The organism is Paenibacillus sp. E194 (assembly GCF_000935845.1).
In the GTDB taxonomy this organism is placed as follows: domain Bacteria; phylum Bacillota; class Bacilli; order Paenibacillales; family Paenibacillaceae; genus Paenibacillus_B; species Paenibacillus_B alvei_B.
Map to the genome: position 1 here is coordinate 11443 of NZ_JMDX01000025.1, position 13407 is coordinate 24849.

Genomic DNA, 13407 nt, shown 5'->3' on the forward strand with positions numbered 1-13407 from the left:
GTACTTTCCCTCCTAACGAATCCGCAGGGATAGTCCCTGCCGGAATTGGGCAATCTCTTGTTCCCGCTTCACATACAAGTCCTGTGCTTCTTCTTGTGTAACCTCTGCAAATCGAATATACCCGCCTGGTCTCACTTGGGCGATGAGCGGCAAATCCACACTAATTACATGAGCGATTCGCGGATATCCACCGACCGTTTGTCGATCCGCCAACAACACGATCGGATCGCCTTCCGGCGGTACTTGAATCGTGCCTGTGCTGACGGCAGACGATATCATGTCAACAGGTTCTGCCACAGCCAGCGGTACATCTGCGAGCCGGTAGCCCATTCTGTCCGACTGCGTCGTAACGCGGAATGGCTCCGTCCATAATCGATGCTTGCTTTCTTCACTGAAGGTATCGAATTCAGGACCACGGACGACGCGAAGCACCGGATTTTCTTTGTAAGCAGGACGAATCGCAAAGCTGGCCCCCCATGGCATGACAATCGTTTCAAGGGAACATAACTTGAACGGTTCGGCAGCTTCTCCTATCTCCAGCACATCTCCAGCTTCAAGCGCTCGACCATGCAATCCACCTATTCCTGCCCGTAAATAAGTGCTGCGACTACCCATCGCTTCCGGGACGGATAGCCCGCCGCTTATTGCCAGATAGGTTCTGCAGCCCGATACAGTTCTCCCGAATTGTAATGTGCTTCCCGCAGGAACATACACGGGACGCCATAGCGGAATGCTCATTCCATCAATGCTAGGAGACAAGTTGCCCCCCGCTAGGGCGACCACGACGCCCTTTTCAAATATAAGCTGCGGCCCAAGCAACGTAATCTCTAAAGCTGCCGCGCCCTCTTCATTGCCTGCCAGCAAGTTCGCCAGCCTCAGTGCGACCCCATCCATTGCGCCACTTGTTAGTACACCGTACTTTTGCAGCCCAAAGCGGCCGAGATCCTGAACCGTTGTCAGCATGCCCGCCGATTTTACCCGGATACACATGACCCGCGCTCCTCCCATTTCGTGTATTCCTCTTCTGTAATAGGCAAAAAGCGTATTCTATCCCCTGCTCTTAGCAAGGTTGGAGGATTCATATCCGGACGAAATAACGGCACGGGTGTCCGACCGATCAACTGCCAGCCGCCAGGCGTGACGATTGGATACACCCCCGTTTGCATGCCGGCAATCCCTACTGTACCCGATGGAATCGCAAGCCGTGGAGTGGAACGCCTTGGTGCGGCAATCCGCTTCGACATTCCTCCCAGAAACGGAAATCCTGGCGCAAACCCAAGCAAATAGACTACATATTCCCCGCTGCTATGAATGTGAACAACTTCATCCGGTGACAGCTGGTTAATCGCGGCGACTTCATTCAAATCAGGACCGAAGCTTCCACCATAGCATACCGGTATATCGACAGTTCGAATATTGCATTCAAGCTTCATATGTAACGATTGAGCAACAGCAATTTCCAGCCGCACTTGTGCCTCATCATACCGCAGCAGATCCTGATTATAAAATACGGTTACAGTCGTATAAGAAGGGACGTATTCAATCATCCCTTGCATCGGATGTTCGTCAAGGTAGAGTGACAACAACCGAACTTGCTCATGTGCAGCCTGCCCGATGAGGGTACCAAATTCCACGACAACCGCCGAATCTCCGAGCGGAAAATATCTCATGCAGCTCCCCCTTACGATATTGTTGAGTTCATGATAGCATGATTTCAATTCATCTATCCATGCCAGGTTCGGATTACGCAAAATGATAGGCGTTAACGTTATTTGATTATTTGATAAGATGTACACCCCCATTATTTCTGATCACCCATATAGAAAAATCTGCATGAAAAGGAAAAAGAGCAAGCTGCAAGGCATTCGCCCGCATCCTGCTCTCCATATAATCTAAATCTTATTCCGTTACGATATCATGGACAAGCACTGGTGCCCCTGCATGGTCGCTAATCCGAATGTTCTCATAAATCTTAGCAATGACGTCATCCACGTTCTCACGATTCGCATGAATCGTTACCAAGGACTCGCCTGCCTTAACCGCATCTCCAATCTTCTTGTTCAGCATCAAGCCTACAGCAAGATCGATTTCGGACTCCTTCGTTGCGCGGCCAGCGCCAAGCAGCATCGCTGCAGTACCGATTTCATCAGCGACGATTTCCGCCACTACGCCGCCTTCCTTAGCAGGAACTTCGATCTTGTAAGCAGCCTGCGGCAGCTTGTTCGGATCGTCGACGACCTCTGGATTGCCGCCTTGGTTCGCGATGAATTCCTTGAACTTCTCCAACGCCTTTCCGTTCGTGATGACTTCCTTCAGCTTTTCTTCCGCCTCTTCCAAGGAGGACGCCTTGCCAGCAAGGAATACCATCTGTCTGCCAAGCGCGAAGCACAGCTCTTCCAGATCCTCAGGGCCATGTCCACGCAGCGTATCAATCGCTTCCTGTACTTCAAGCGAGTTGCCGATTGCACGTCCGAGCGGCTGGCTCATATCGGATATAACAGCCATCGTCTTGCGACCGACATTGTTGCCGATGCTGACCATCGCATGCGCCAATTCCTTCGCATCCTCAGCCGTCTTCATGAAGGCCCCTGCTCCAGTCTTCACATCGAGCACGATGGCGTCGGAACCTGCCGCAATCTTCTTGCTCATGATGGAGCTTGCAATAAGCGGAATGGAATTGACAGTTGCCGTAACGTCACGCAATGCATACAGCTTCTTGTCCGCAGGCGTTAGGTTGCCTGTCTGACCAATTACCGCAATCTTATGGTTATTGACTAGGTTTACGAACTCGTCCTTCGTAATTTCCACATGGAATCCTTCGATTGCCTCGAGCTTATCAATCGTACCGCCAGTATGGCCAAGCCCGCGGCCTGACATCTTGGCTACCGGAATATCCAATGCAGCAACCAGAGGGGCGAGTACAAGCGTCGTCGTATCGCCAACACCGCCAGTTGAATGCTTATCCACCTTAACGCCCTCAATTGCTGAGAGATCAATCGTTTCACCGGAGTTGACCATGGCCATCGTCAGATCAGCCCGCTCCCGCTCCGTCATATCTTGAAAATAAATGGCCATCGCAAATGCACTGACTTGATAATCCGGGATATCACCCTTGGTATAGCCATCAATAACAAAGTTAATTTCCTCTGTCGTCAGTTCCTTGCCGTCACGCTTCTTCGCAATCAGATCCACCATTCTCATCGTTGATTCTCCTCGCTCTCCATTGGATATATGCTTGCTGATATCATGAACGCAGATTCATTCATCACTTCTGCATGAAAACGAACTCACTTCTAAGCTGCAACGTTTGCTATCTTACTTACTGTTTACAAAGCAGCCATTTACAGCGAAATAGCTGTTTCCAGTGCCACTTCCATCATGTCATTGAATGTTGTTTGACGTTCTTGCGATGTCGTTTCCTCACCTGTCAGCAAGTGGTCACTTACTGTTAAGATTGTCAATGCATTCACACCATATTTCGCAGCCAGTGTGTACAGAGCCGTTGTTTCCATTTCTACGGCCAATACGCCGTAATCCATCAGCTTCTGAACAACAGACTTGTCATCGCGGTAGAACATGTCGGAAGTGAAGATGTTGCCGACATGAACGTTCATTCCCTTCGCAACCGCATTCTCATAAGCCCCCTTCAGCAAGGAGAAGCTGGCAATTGGGGAGTAATCATATCCGCCGAAGACATGACGGTTCATGCTGGAATCTGTACAAGTTGCTTGAGCAAGCACGACATCACGCACATGAACATCCTTCTGCATCGCACCGCAAGTACCTACACGGAACAAGTTCTTCACACCGTACTCATTGATCAGCTCATTTACATAAATGCTTGTTGTCGGAACCCCCATGCCCGTACCTTGAACGGAGATGCGCTTGCCTTTGTAAGTTCCCGTGAAGCCGAGCATCCCGCGAACCTCGTTGTAGCAAGTAATATCCTCCAAGTACGTTTCTGCGATATATTTCGCACGCAATGGATCTCCTGGCAACAATATCGTTTCTGCAACGTCGCCTTGTTTCGCTCCAATGTGTACACTCATAGTTATGTTCCTCCAGTATGATGAATTATTTCAAATCCGAATTATTTCAAGTCAGATAAAAAGCTCTTGCCATACGCTGGTGCTGCAACTGCAAAGTTCTCGGCAACCGTTGCCGCGATATCTGCAAATGTTCCGCGAAGTGGAAGCTCCTTGCCTCCGTCTGCAAAGCGCGTAGAATATGCAACAAGTGGAACGTACTCCCTCGTATGGTCAGTGCCTTTGTACGTTGGATCATTGCCATGGTCTGCTGTAATGAGGAGCAAATCCTCATCCGTCATCTTCGCAAATACTTCAGGCAGCCGAGCATCATATTCCTCTAGCGCACGTCCATAACCCGCTGGATCGCGGCGATGTCCGTACAATGCATCGAAGTCAACGAGATTTATGAAACTTAATCCCTTGAATGGCTCATCCAGTGTCGCGATAAATTTATCCATGCCGTCCATATTAGACTTTGTTCGAATTGCTTGTGTAATTCCTTCGCCATCATAAATATCTGAAATTTTGCCTAATGCGATCACATCGTAGCCTTGATCCTGCAGCTCATTCATTGTTGTGCGGCCAAATGGCTTCAAGGCATAATCATGTCTGTTCGACGTACGCGTGAAGTTCCCAGGCTCCCCTACAAATGGACGTGCAATAATCCGTCCAAGCATATAAGGGTCATCTCGAGTAATTTCGCGACAGAACTCACAAATCCCGTACAGCTCCTTCAATGGAACTACCTCTTCATGCGCTGCAATTTGTAGAACAGAATCCGCAGAAGTATAAATAATGAGAGCGCCTGTCTTCACATGCTCTTCACCGAGCTCATCGATAATTTCGGTCCCGCTTGCCGGCTTGTTGCCGATTACCTTGCGTCCCGTCTTCGCCTCAATGCGTTCAATCAGTTCCGCTGGGAATCCATCCGGAAACACGCGGAATGGAGTATCAATATACAGCCCCATGATCTCCCAATGTCCAGTCATTGTATCTTTGCCGCGGGAGGTTTCTTGCATTTTTCCATAATAGCCTAGGGGACGTTCGGCCACCTCTATGCCAGGAATCGAGCGAATATTGGACAAGCCGAGTGCAGCCATATTAGGCATGTTCAGCCCCCCGCATTCCTGTGCGATATGCCCGAGTGTATCTGAGCCTACATCATCGAATTGTGCCGCATCAGGTGCTTCACCGATGCCTACCGAGTCCATAACGATAAGATGAATCCTTTTGAATGTTGTCATCATGTCGTTCCCCTTTCCCAAGCTGATTTAGATGCTTACAACGTCCACTTAACCAGAAGTGGACGTTGTGAATATAGTTATAGGAAAATACCTGCAACAATCGCAGACAATACGCTTACCATCGTAGCGCCGTACAGCAAGCGAAGACCGAAGCGTGCTACTACGTTGCCCTGCTTCTCATGAAGTCCCTTCACTGCACCAGAAATGATGCCGATCGAGGAGAAGTTCGCGAACGATACCAAGAATACAGATACGATACCTGTAGTACGCTCAGAAAGAGTCAGCTTGCCAAGATCCAACATCGCTACGAATTCGTTCGCAACCATCTTCGTTGCCATAATACTTCCCGCATCGACCGCTTCCTTCCAAGGTACCCCCATCAGGAATGCAAATGGAGCAAACACGTAACCAAGCACTTCTTGGAATGAAATTCCGAAGATGTTGCCGAAGATGCCGTTGACTAGTGCGATCAATGCGACGAACCCGATCAGCATCGCAGCAACGGTAATCGCGACCTTGAAGCCGTCCATAATGTATTCGCCCAGCATTTCGAAGAACGATTGCTTATGCTCTTCCTGCACTTCCAGAATATCTTCTTCCTTGGATACTTTATACGGATTCAAAATCGAAGCGATAATAAATCCGCCAAATAGGTTCAATACAAGCGCAGTTACTACATATTTAGGCTGAATCATTGTCATATAAGCACCGACAATGGACATCGACACCGTCGACATCGCAGAAGCACACAATGTGTACAAGCGGCGCTCCGGCAGCAATCCGATTTGCTTTTTCACCGAAATAAATACTTCAGACTGACCCAGAATTGCAGATGCTACCGCGTTGTATGATTCCAACTTGCCCATACCGTTAATCTTGCTCAATCCAAGACCGATGTACTTAATAATGAACGGCAAGATTTTCGTGTATTGCAAAATACCAATCAGCGCGGAAATAAATACGATCGGCAGCAGAACATTTAAGAAAAATTGGGTGCCTTTGATATCATTCACAATGCCGCCAAATACGAAGTTGACCCCTTCGGCTGCATATTTAAGCAATGAATCAAACACGGAAGAAAAGCCCCAAATTAATGTTTCCCCGACACTTGTATTCAACAACACAAATGCCAGAATTGCCTGCAACACGACCATTATGGCCAATGGACGATAGCGAATGTTGCGTCGATCCTTACTTGCGATATATGTGAGTCCGAATACAGCCAGCAGACCAATGATCGCAATTACAAATTTCATGTAAAGTTCCCCCCATGCTAGAGCATGCATCGATTTCTTAAAAATGATTTAGAGCACCTTGTTACCGCTTTCAAATCGAACGTAATTGCTATCTTTGTTTTACTCGCTATCCTTCTCCATATCGGCGCCAGAAAACGCGCCAGGAAGCAGCTGGGACATTGTCCATTCCTCTGTGTCACCCTTGAGATTCGTCAAGTAAATCTTCGTATCACCATCGCAGAACTCTGCCAACACTTGGCGACAAGCTCCACACGGAGATACAGGCCCTTCCGTATCCGCAACTACAGCAACAGCTTCTACCTTACGTTTGCCTTCCGATACAGCCTTGAATACAGCCGTTCGTTCCGCACAGTTCGTCAAGCCATAGGATGCATTCTCTACGTTGCAGCCACGATAAATGGTTCCATCCGCTAATATAGCCGCCCCAACCTGGAAGTGAGAATATGGTGCGTAAGCCTGCTTGCGCGCCTCCAGCGCTTCTTGAATCAACTGTTCTTTCATGGGCTGATCCTCCTCATTGGACAGTGAATCATTCCTTCCATAAGCAACTCGCCTGACGAAGGAATGATTCACGTCTCTATTTTAATAAGAAGATGTTGATGTAATGCCGTTCATGATGCTGACGCCAGAGCTTGCTCCAATTCGAGTTGCTCCCGCTTCAATCATGTTGTTCACATCTTCCAAGCTGCGAACGCCGCCAGATGCCTTTACACCTGTCTGCTGGCCAACCGTCTTGCGCATAAGTGCTACATCTTCACGAGTCGCACCGCCTGTCGAGAAGCCTGTAGATGTCTTCACGAAGTCAGCCCCTGCCTTTACAGCCAGTTCACAAGCGCGAACCTTCTGCTCATCAGTAAGCAGGCAAGTCTCAATAATGACCTTGACGAGCGCTTTGCCTGAAGCCGCTTTCACAACCGCCTCGATGTCCTTCTGCACGAAATCATCGTTGCCGGCCTTCAGCTCTCCAATATTAATAACCATATCAACTTCGGTTGCACCACCTGCAATCGCATCTTGCGTCTCCAATGCCTTAACAGCAGATGTAGATGCACCGAGTGGGAATCCAATAACCGTACATACCTTAACTTCTGTACCAGCAAGCTGCTCTGCACAGTAAGCCACCCAAGTCGGGTTAACGCACACCGAAGCGAATTGATACTGCTTCGCTTCCTCAACCAGCTTGGCAATATCCGCTTGAACAGCGTCTGCCTTCAACATCGTATGGTCAATCATACGTGCTATGCTCATGCTGCACACCCCTTATATTCTTGTGTCATATCAATGCAACAAATGTAATATTGATTTCATGGGTATCATATCATGCGGTTTGAACAGATGTAAAGATCACCTAGAAATTTTGTTCATTACAATATTATGAACAGCTTTCTTACAATATTTTGAACAAAAAGCGCATAAAAAATCCCTCAGAACAGAATATGGGGCTTCGCCTCCACGTACCTACTCTAAGGGCTTTCATTGTCGCTGCATAGCGGTAATTATTGCAATAATGCTTGTGCTGTAAATTGATCAGTTACGAGTATATTGGCATATTTTCCAATAAGCGCTGCACGGATCGCTTCAATCTTGCGCTGTCCCCCTGCTACAAGAATCGACTTGTCCTTCTCCCGCAAATCCGGCAAATCAATTCCTACGGTTCGATCATTAATTCCTTCACTGCAAATGCGGCCCTCCGCATCGAAGAATCGCGAGCATATATCCCCAACACCCCTACTCTGCAGCAGCTTCTTCTCTTCACTGCTGAAGTAGCCAAGCTGGAATAACAATGCATCATCATTCACCGTACCCACGGTGAATACCGCAATATTGGCCTGCTTGCCAAGCTGAATGATTCGGCGGATATGCCGATCCTCCTCCACCATTTGCTTCACGGCGATGCTGTCAAATATAACGGGCAGCGGCAAATATCGGGCAATCGTATGAAAGGCTGATGCAAACAGATTCACCGTCTCTGCCGCATAAGTATTCACATGCGAGTGGCTAATGCCTCCCTTAAGCTGTACAACTTCAACGCCTCGAACCTGCTTCTGTTGAAGCTGCTGTGCAACAGCATGCATCGTACGTCCCCATGTTACACCGATAATATCTGTATCTTGAACCGTTTCGGCTAAATACTCAGCTGCTCGCTTGCTAATATGTTTCTGAATTTCCTTGTATTCGTTCACCGGCGAATAGCAGACGAGTGCCGTATCCAGACCATACCGATGTCTAAGTCGTGCTCCCAATGCATCCAGATCCTCAAGCGGATCGACAATATCGATCCGTACGAACCCTTGCTCCTTCGCATATTGCAGCAGCCGGGATACAGTCGGACGGGATACCCCTAGCTTGGCTGCAATGTCCATCTGGCTATAATCCGATAAATAATATAATCTTGCCGCTTCAATACTCAATCGCTGTTTGTCATGATCCATGTCTACAACCCACTTCTGTGAAATGATTCTATGAATATGCCGTCAACACGCATAAGGTAAGGCGAGCCGCAACCTTACTCAACCTTACTTCATTGAACCTATACTATCATAATCTGCAGATATGTAAACGCTCACGAACGAATCAGAGCCTTCTGCCCAATTGTGAGCAATCGTGAAGCATTAGCTACGAATCCTGTATTTCCATCACTTCATGAAGCCTCATTCTATTATTCAACATTTCAGTAATTACCAATCAGAAGCGGGCAATTTAATTGAATATGCGAACAATCATGTCGCAATCTGGCATACTGAAATATTCTCCCGCTTCAATCTTCATAAGCGCCAGACCTTGAATCATGGACCAATACAGCGTAGCCAGCCGCTTGGCATCCCCGTCGCGAATCTCTCCCCTGCGCTGGCCTTCCTCTATCATCCCTACCATATGCTTCATTGGACTGGTTAATTGCTGCATCTGTGACTTCACGGAATCCGGCATCGATTGATACGTAGTGGCTTGCAGCATAATGTGATGATAATACACAGCCTCTTCGCGCTCCGCGAACGCACTTAAAATTTGCTGCGTCATCCATGCAATCTGATCCAAGCTATTCCCTTGACTCGACACCGTCATCAGCATTAATTGATCGGAAGAATGCAGTGCCCGTTCCACTAATGTTGCGAATATCTCATCCTTCGACTCAAAATAATGATAGACAAGACCATGACTCAAAGAAGCTTCCTTCGCAATGTCGCTAATCTTGGTAGCTACGAATCCTCTATTGGAAAACACCTTTAAAGCGCTGTTTAGAATCTGTTCTTTACGCTCATCCCGAATCAACTTATTTTGATCCGCATTTCTAGGTGACATATACATACAGCTCTGCACGAGCAGCAGCTAATGGAACTAGCAACCGCATGGCTGAGCCCCCTCCTTTACACAATGAATCATTCTACGAATGCCTATACAGATGTATGATCCGAATGCTTCGACTGTACAGCATTTGACGCATGAAACCGCTCATTCCCCATCAAGACAGCCATCGGCAGAACCATGGCGGCGGCTATAACCAACAGCCAGAAGCCGGAATGAATGGAAGCAACGAGTGACGCTCTTAATGCTGCGGCTGCATGGTCTGGTAACAGCGATGTCGACCCAATCAGCATTTGCGCATTGCTCAGCTTATCCACTACTACCGAATCCAGATTCAGAACAGAAGCCTGACGCTGAATTTCTGTTGCCAGATGCTGATTTACAATGGCCGCCATTATGGATGCTCCAAGCACGCCGCCAATCGTACGAAAGAAGGTAACCATCGAGGTAGCGACTCCTCTGTATCGTTCAGGTGCAGTAAGTGTTGCAGCCGTCTGCGCATTCGGCATAAGGATTCCAATCCCGACACCTATTAAGGCTGTATTTCCCCTAACATACCACATATTTACGTCAAGCGGCAGAGTCGTAAATAAGAATGCACTCATTCCCATAAGACTTGCCGCGAGCAGCACCGATCCCCTCCAACTGAGCCGCTTCATCAGCATTGTTCCCAGTACAGTACCAACCATAACCGAGAACATCATCGGCGTTAGCGCATTGCCCGCATCCTTTATGTTCCCCCCAAGCCCCGCCTGAATGAAAAATGGAATGTAGAGCAAAGCACCATACATAATCATCCCTTGAGCAAAGGAAGCTAGCGAAACGCCAGCAATCGTCCGATTGCGGAATAAGTGAAGAGGTATAATGGCCTCCGATGCCCGCAGCTCGATCCCGATAAATAGAACAAGCGCCAGTGCCCCACTTAGCAGCATAAGCAGCACTTCCCACGATCCCCAAGCATAGTCCTCACCCGCCAGCTTGAATGCTAACAAGAGAATAACAGTTGTCACAATAAGAAGCAGCGCGCCAGCATAATCCACCCTCGGCTTGCCTGTATTAGCGCGTGATTCAACCAATGACCAGCACATGATAAAGATGGCTGCGATGCCAAACGGAATATTCACGAAGAAGTTCCAATGCCAGTAGAGCTGTTCCGTAATAAAAGCCCCGATTGTCGGCCCAACGACAGAAGAAAGCGCAAATACCCCCATGAAGAGAGCTTGGAATTTGCCTGCACGTTCCTGTGGAATAATCGTAAAAATAAGCGTGAACGTAATCGGCATGAGAAAACCAGCTCCTAGTCCCTGAATTCCCCGAAAGATGATAAGCTGCGTCATTGAAGTTGCAAGCCCACATAGCAGAGAGCCTCCCGTGAAGAGGGCCAATCCTGCGATATAAAACCGCTTGCGCCCATACATATCGGACAGCTTCCCCACTACCGGCATGATCGCTGTTGATGCCAGCATGTAAATCGTGAATACCCACGATACAACATCAAGCCCACCAATCTTCTGAACAATGGAGGGCAGTGCAGTAGATACGATTGTTTGATCCAAGGACGACAGGAATATGCTCAACAGCAGTGCTGCTATCGTCCAATTTCGTTTGTTTCGGTTCATTTCCATACGAATGTTCCTTTCTAGAATGAGTTAGGTTTTTGGTTGATTAATTATTCAATCAAAAAATATTCTAGAACCATCTCCCTAAATAATCAAGAAAAAAATTCGGAGTACGCACTCTATTTGTATGATTTCATGAACGACAAAATCAAAAAAACCGCCCCAGCATGTAACGCTGAAGCGGCTCATTCACTACGCTATTTTATTTTATCCAATATCATTTTCCCAGACGAAATCGTTACATCCAGAACAGGCGACTCCAATGTGGCCTGATTGACGCTTGCCTCGAAATTTCTCTTGTCTTCCTTATGCTCGAGCGTTACCGGAATTTTCAAATCAGCACGATCCAGCTTCGTATCTCCTACAATTCGAAATACCGCATCCGGCTGCACGCGAATGGTCGCATTTCCTGAACTTGTATGAACGCGAACCGATTCTTGGAAAGGGGAAATAGCCACATCTACGTTGCCAGAGGAAGCCTCTACACTTCCATTTCCCGCCATTTTCCCGAGTTCAATGTTGCCTGAACTAGCTTCCACCTTATACTCCTTCCCCACATATCCTCCGACGGATATGTTTCCGGAGGAAGCTTCGACAGACAATTGGCCAGCTTCAATCTCACCTGTCGTAATATTACCGCTCGAAGCTTTTATCTTCAATTCCTCATAGACCTTCGTGGGAACTTCAACTTCTAGCGATAGAGACATGTTGGAATATGCCTTTCCCTTTACCGGCTCTACCTTGATCGCTAGCTGATCTTGATTCATAACTTCCGTGACCAAAAGCTGTTCCTGCTCTCCTTCGCTGCCATCGAATGTACCTTTCAATCGAACTTTAATCTGATCGCTAGTTCCAATCTTGTATTGGATGTTTGAGCTCTTTGTCTTAATCGAGATGCGAGATACATTCCCAGCGTCCAAAGAACGCTCTACATGGACAGGGGTACCTTTCATAGAAAGCACATTTGATATTCCTTGCTCACATGCACTTAGGCCGATTAGAATAGGGATCATCAACATAGCTGTTATCCATCTTTTGTTATGCAATTGATTAATCTCCTTTATGAAATTACATGATAATTTCATGATATTGGTAATGAGTTATCCGTATGACGCTGATTAGGATCACCGCCACTTCAACTTGTGAATTTCACGGGTCCTCATTACCTCATCAATGAATCATCATTTATACCGCATCCCATCTACAATAACCTTATCTATCAGGTTGCAGACGCAGCATGGGCTCGCAGATCTACATATCGCTGCAAAAATTCTGAGGCTTTACTCACGGCACAGGTCTCCGGCAGCCGCTTACACGCCGAACAAGCAGTCATCTTATAGTCAGGATGAACAGAATAAGACTTCCAATAATATGGGATGTCGCTAGGTGACGCTAACTGCCATGCAGCTTCGCCAGTTAGACTAGGGGTGAACGCACACAAGTCAATTGGCATGGATAACCCTTTCCCATCAGCCTTTACATAACTCTCCTTATAGGTCCACAGCTCAATAAAGTGCTCCATCCGTTCGTTTACCGGTACAGAGTCAAGCACCCGCTTCTCATCAATTGACAAAATGCTTGCAAAGCTACCTAGCTCCATATCTTCATCAATCTGTTCTATATCAATCCCCACTAGGTGACCCTGATCGTTCGCAATACCGACAACCCATGTTCCTGAATGCGAGATATTGAATTGAATGTGATTGATAGGCCCACTCATATAAGGCTTGCCGAACTGATCCACTTGAATCGCAATTTGATCAGAAGAACAGCCTGTCATCTCTATTATTAAGCTCTTGGCAACGAGCTCACTTAGCACACAACGAATAGAGTCCATCTCTCGATAGAAACGGCCTACCCTCTCTCTTCGCTCTGGCGATAAAAAAGGCAGCCAGTCGTTCAGCCTGATCATGCTGTCAATTCGAACGGCAATTACTTTCATGATGCCTCCTTCTGC

Annotated in this window: 13 protein-coding genes; all 13 read right to left on the reverse strand. The window is 47.5% G+C overall.

Going from position 1 to position 13407, the window contains the following annotated elements:
- Window positions 1-12: 12 nt before the first annotated feature.
- Window positions 13-990, reverse strand: coding sequence for a biotin-dependent carboxyltransferase family protein (locus AZ66_RS05515; RefSeq protein WP_044353927.1), 978 nt, complete (start codon window positions 988-990; stop codon window positions 13-15).
- Window positions 975-1670 (reverse strand): 5-oxoprolinase subunit PxpB, encoded by a 696-nt coding sequence (pxpB, locus tag AZ66_RS05520; protein ID WP_052648405.1) that lies wholly within the window; start codon window positions 1668-1670, stop codon window positions 975-977. The genes AZ66_RS05515 and pxpB overlap by 16 nt, the downstream gene beginning before the upstream one ends.
- Before the next feature lie 229 nt (window positions 1671-1899).
- A complete protein-coding gene (locus AZ66_RS05525) occupies window positions 1900-3201 on the reverse strand; it encodes a pyrimidine-nucleoside phosphorylase (RefSeq protein WP_044353928.1) in 1302 nt (433 codons plus the stop codon).
- A gap of 140 nt (window positions 3202-3341) precedes the next feature.
- Window positions 3342-4049, reverse strand: a complete 708-nt coding sequence (gene deoD, locus AZ66_RS05530; RefSeq protein ID WP_028531338.1) for a purine-nucleoside phosphorylase — start codon at window positions 4047-4049, stop codon at window positions 3342-3344.
- A gap of 41 nt (window positions 4050-4090) precedes the next feature.
- A complete protein-coding gene (deoB, locus tag AZ66_RS05535; protein ID WP_044353929.1) occupies window positions 4091-5272 on the reverse strand; it encodes a phosphopentomutase in 1182 nt (393 codons plus the stop codon).
- Window positions 5273-5349: 77 nt separating this feature from the next.
- Window positions 5350-6528 (reverse strand): NupC/NupG family nucleoside CNT transporter, encoded by a 1179-nt coding sequence (locus tag AZ66_RS05540; RefSeq protein ID WP_044353930.1) that lies wholly within the window; start codon window positions 6526-6528, stop codon window positions 5350-5352.
- 99 nt (window positions 6529-6627) lie between these two features.
- Window positions 6628-7029, reverse strand: coding sequence for a cytidine deaminase (locus tag AZ66_RS05545; protein WP_021256910.1), 402 nt, complete (start codon window positions 7027-7029; stop codon window positions 6628-6630).
- Window positions 7030-7110: 81 nt separating this feature from the next.
- A complete protein-coding gene (deoC, locus tag AZ66_RS05550) occupies window positions 7111-7776 on the reverse strand; it encodes a deoxyribose-phosphate aldolase (protein WP_044353931.1) in 666 nt (221 codons plus the stop codon).
- Between the two features lie 248 nt (window positions 7777-8024).
- Window positions 8025-8960, reverse strand: coding sequence for a sugar-binding transcriptional regulator (locus AZ66_RS05555; protein ID WP_021257830.1), 936 nt, complete (start codon window positions 8958-8960; stop codon window positions 8025-8027).
- A 268-nt stretch (window positions 8961-9228) separates the two neighbouring features.
- On the reverse strand, window positions 9229-9828 hold the full coding sequence (locus AZ66_RS05560; protein ID WP_044353932.1) for a TetR/AcrR family transcriptional regulator: 600 nt from the start codon (window positions 9826-9828) through the stop codon (window positions 9229-9231).
- Window positions 9829-9920: 92 nt separating this feature from the next.
- Complete coding sequence (locus AZ66_RS05565) at window positions 9921-11456, reverse strand: MDR family MFS transporter (protein WP_052648406.1); 1536 nt, start codon at window positions 11454-11456, stop codon at window positions 9921-9923.
- A 191-nt stretch (window positions 11457-11647) separates the two neighbouring features.
- Window positions 11648-12496 carry a DUF4097 family beta strand repeat-containing protein gene (locus AZ66_RS05570; RefSeq protein WP_044353934.1) on the reverse strand — a complete coding sequence of 283 codons (849 nt, stop codon included), beginning with the start codon at window positions 12494-12496 and terminating at the stop codon, window positions 11648-11650.
- A 173-nt stretch (window positions 12497-12669) separates the two neighbouring features.
- Window positions 12670-13392: a 4'-phosphopantetheinyl transferase family protein gene (locus AZ66_RS05575; protein ID WP_044353935.1), complete on the reverse strand. Its 723-nt coding sequence runs from the start codon at window positions 13390-13392 to the stop codon at window positions 12670-12672.
- Between the last annotated feature and the right edge of the window lie 15 nt (window positions 13393-13407).

Excerpts from the sequence above, each read along its gene's own strand:
- AZ66_RS05515 (WP_044353927.1), bottom strand. The coding sequence starts at position 990 with ATGTGTATCCGGGTAAAATCGGCGGGCATGCTGACAACGGTTCAGGAT.
- pxpB (WP_052648405.1), bottom strand. The coding sequence starts at position 1,670 with ATGAGATATTTTCCGCTCGGAGATTCGGCGGTTGTCGTGGAATTTGGT.
- AZ66_RS05525 (WP_044353928.1), bottom strand. The coding sequence starts at position 3,201 with ATGAGAATGGTGGATCTGATTGCGAAGAAGCGTGACGGCAAGGAACTG.
- deoD (WP_028531338.1), bottom strand. The coding sequence starts at position 4,049 with ATGAGTGTACACATTGGAGCGAAACAAGGCGACGTTGCAGAAACGATA.
- deoB (WP_044353929.1), bottom strand. The coding sequence starts at position 5,272 with ATGACAACATTCAAAAGGATTCATCTTATCGTTATGGACTCGGTAGGC.
- AZ66_RS05540 (WP_044353930.1), bottom strand. The coding sequence starts at position 6,528 with ATGAAATTTGTAATTGCGATCATTGGTCTGCTGGCTGTATTCGGACTC.
- AZ66_RS05545 (WP_021256910.1), bottom strand. The coding sequence starts at position 7,029 with ATGAAAGAACAGTTGATTCAAGAAGCGCTGGAGGCGCGCAAGCAGGCT.
- deoC (WP_044353931.1), bottom strand. The coding sequence starts at position 7,776 with ATGAGCATAGCACGTATGATTGACCATACGATGTTGAAGGCAGACGCT.
- AZ66_RS05555 (WP_021257830.1), bottom strand. The coding sequence starts at position 8,960 with ATGGATCATGACAAACAGCGATTGAGTATTGAAGCGGCAAGATTATAT.
- AZ66_RS05560 (WP_044353932.1), bottom strand. The coding sequence starts at position 9,828 with ATGTCACCTAGAAATGCGGATCAAAATAAGTTGATTCGGGATGAGCGT.
- AZ66_RS05565 (WP_052648406.1), bottom strand. The coding sequence starts at position 11,456 with ATGGAAATGAACCGAAACAAACGAAATTGGACGATAGCAGCACTGCTG.
- AZ66_RS05575 (WP_044353935.1), bottom strand. The coding sequence starts at position 13,392 with ATGAAAGTAATTGCCGTTCGAATTGACAGCATGATCAGGCTGAACGAC.